The organism is Candidatus Symbiopectobacterium sp. (genome assembly GCF_020054415.1).
Classification (GTDB): Bacteria; Pseudomonadota; Gammaproteobacteria; order Enterobacterales; family Enterobacteriaceae; genus Symbiopectobacterium.
Window position 1 is genome coordinate 1 of the sequence record NZ_JAHWCO010000497.1, and the last position, 2,609, is coordinate 2,609.

The 2,609-nt window shown below is 52.2% G+C and carries 2 protein-coding genes and 2 pseudogenes; 1 reads left to right on the forward strand and 3 read right to left on the reverse strand.

The window, feature by feature from the left end; all coding sequences use genetic code 11:
• Window positions 1–81 (reverse strand): annotated as a pseudogene (locus QZ506_RS14565) (IS1 family transposase); the annotation flags it as partial.
• Window positions 82–158: 77 nt separating this feature from the next.
• Window positions 159–1,306 (reverse strand): annotated as a pseudogene (locus QZ506_RS14570) (alpha/beta hydrolase).
• Window positions 1,307–1,678: 372 nt separating this feature from the next.
• Between QZ506_RS14570 and QZ506_RS14575 the strand changes: the two are divergent.
• Complete coding sequence (locus tag QZ506_RS14575; RefSeq protein WP_291971999.1) at window positions 1,679–2,410, forward strand: FCD domain-containing protein; 732 nt, start codon at window positions 1,679–1,681, stop codon at window positions 2,408–2,410.
• A 44-nt stretch (window positions 2,411–2,454) separates the two neighbouring features.
• On the opposite strand, the gene QZ506_RS14580 is transcribed toward QZ506_RS14575, so the two are convergent.
• The coding region (locus tag QZ506_RS14580; RefSeq protein ID WP_291972001.1) for an IS1 family transposase at window positions 2,455–2,609 on the reverse strand (155 nt) is incomplete at its 5' end.

The window sequence follows — 2,609 nt, forward strand, 5'->3', positions numbered from 1 at the left end:
ATGGCCACTTTTGCCATAACCGTGTTTTTTCACAGGAGATGTCTGTTCACAAAACGGGCATCTTACATAAACTTTAGCCACTGTATTCCACATCCAAAACCGGATATGGTACACTGCAATCAACATGTTGAATACACGACCTATTATTCTTGTGACGATCACGGTGCTGCGGCAACTGTGCCTTCGCTGTTCAATACACTGGTCATGACCTGATTTTGCCAGTCGAAATAGGGGTTAAAGGTTAAACGGATATGCGTTTTTCCTAGCTCTTGGTAGCACCAGTCGGAATACCACACGTCCTCTCTTTTCTTGCAGTCATCGGAGGCAGGGGGTGCTGGGCCAGTAGAGCATAAACGTAATGATCCCGTTCGCCCATAGAGTGGGTTATCGAGGGAAAAAAGGACCGACATGTGGGAAAACTGGCTGATGCACCATTCCGGCAGGCGAGCGGTACGCACCAGTACGCGCTCGGATACCTGCTGTGCCGGGGGATTACCGTACCAAATGACGCGACTGGCTGGGTTAGGGAAAGCCTTGTCAAACTGTGCCAGCATGGCGGCGGTATTGAGAACTGAATCGTGCTGCGCCAGCACCATCAGCACCGGCTTGTCGTAGGGATTTTTTGCCAGCAGGTGGCGTACGTTGGCGCTGGAGTAATAAAATTATGCAAAACCGTTGGTGGGAACGCGCAGATAGCGCGTAGCAATCTGCTGCAGCTGCCCCGGTCGCGGCGGGCGCAACCAGTCGGTCACGGAGGCCAGCAGCGGAGCCAGAAAATCGAGCGGTTCGTCAGAGCGTATAGCGGGAGAAAACAGTACCAGCCCCTGAATTTCCGGATGCTCTAAGGCGTATTCCAACGCCAGATTGCCCCCGTCGAGAAGCCGCCCAGATAGACCTCACCCACTTCTTTGTGCAGCAAAGCGGTTTGCTCAGCCACCACGCGCCGCCAGTCTTCCACGGAAACTGTCATCAAATCAGCGGGTTGTGTGCCATGGTCGGGGAGCAGCACAGTGCGCACCAGAAAGCCCCGCTGCGTCAGCGCTGGAATGATATCCGTAAACGAACCGGGGGAATCCCCCAGACCGTTCACCAGCAATATGCCTTTGCGTGCTGTGCCTGTCGGTCGGGTTTCCGACGGGGTATTCCAGGTTAATTCCAACGCCTTATCCAATGTTTGAAAACGCCGATGCTCCTCAACCCAGCGCGTGGTTTCCTGCTGATAGCGGGAAAACGTCGGCTGCCCTAATGGTGTGATAGGCGGCGGCGTACGACTACAGGCGCTCAAAGACGCCATCAGTATCAACATACACAGGCCGCGCCAGTAGCGCGTGTGAGATAAAGGGTCAGAGCGCATCAATGCCATTGATGAATCCATGGTTGTCCGATGATAATTGTTGCCCGGTGAAATAAGCGCAAAGCAGTTCCGAATGGATAATAGAGAATGGCAGATTTTTCGGCAACGGATTTGCCGTTGCTTTCAACGGTGGTCAACCGCCGTAGTAAGCGGTCAGCTAACTTGGTGAGCTCTGTGCTCCTGTGGATGTGGTTTGTTAAAATGCGCACCTGGTGGCAATTTATGTGACAGCTTCATGTTATATTTGCGCCAGATTTGCGTATTTTTTATTCTTTGATCAGGCCAATTTTGCGCCGTCGTTGTTTGTGAAGGAAAAACAATAAGATGCGATTATATCAAGACATCGGTAACAAGATTCGGACAGATATTCTGGATGGCAAATATCAGGTTGGTGATCGTCTTCCTCCCGAGCGTGATATCGCAGAAAATTTTTCCGTTAGCCGCAGTGTGGTGCGCGAAACCTTGATCATGCTGGAGCTAGAGAAACTGATTGAAGTGCGTAAAGGCTCCGGCGTGTATGTGGTTCAGATTCCAACAGAAGATAAGAACCGCAATGCAGACAGCGGTTACGGTCCGTTTGAACTGATGCAGGCGCGTCAACTGCTGGAGAGCGAAGTGGCAGCCTTTGCAGCGATGCAGGCGACCAAGACCGATATTATCAAGATGAAGCAGGCTATCGATCAGGAGCGTCAGGCGCTGGATAACGGCAGCGTAGACGAGAGCGCGGACGAGCTGTTTCACTGTTTGCTGGCGCAATCAACGCAAAACAGCGTGCTGGCCAATATGGTTTATGAAGTGTGGCAGGCGCGTAAACGCAGCTCCATGTGGCGCGGTTTGCACTCGCACACGGTAGATTTCAGCTACCAGCGTCAGTGGCTGGATGACCACCAGCGTATTCTGCGCGCGGTGACCCGCCGCGATGCCAAACAGGCGCGTCAGGAGATGTGGCAGCATCTGGAGAATGTGAAGCATAAACTGCTGGAAATTTCGGATGTTGACGATCCGGCGTTCGACGGTTATCTGTTTGAATCGGTGCCTGCGCCGCAGGAAACGTAATAACAAAAGCTCTTGGGTCGTGTGTTCAATGAGTTGATGTAGCATCAAACGTAGTACTCGCGTTCGATGTAAGTACCGATGATCCTGTCGTGCATTTCGGATGATTTTGAATATCCGAGCGTCTTGCGATTGAGCCGTTGCAATCGGTTACGCAGTGTCAGATGTGCACGCTCAATACGCTGTGTATACAGCTTGCTAA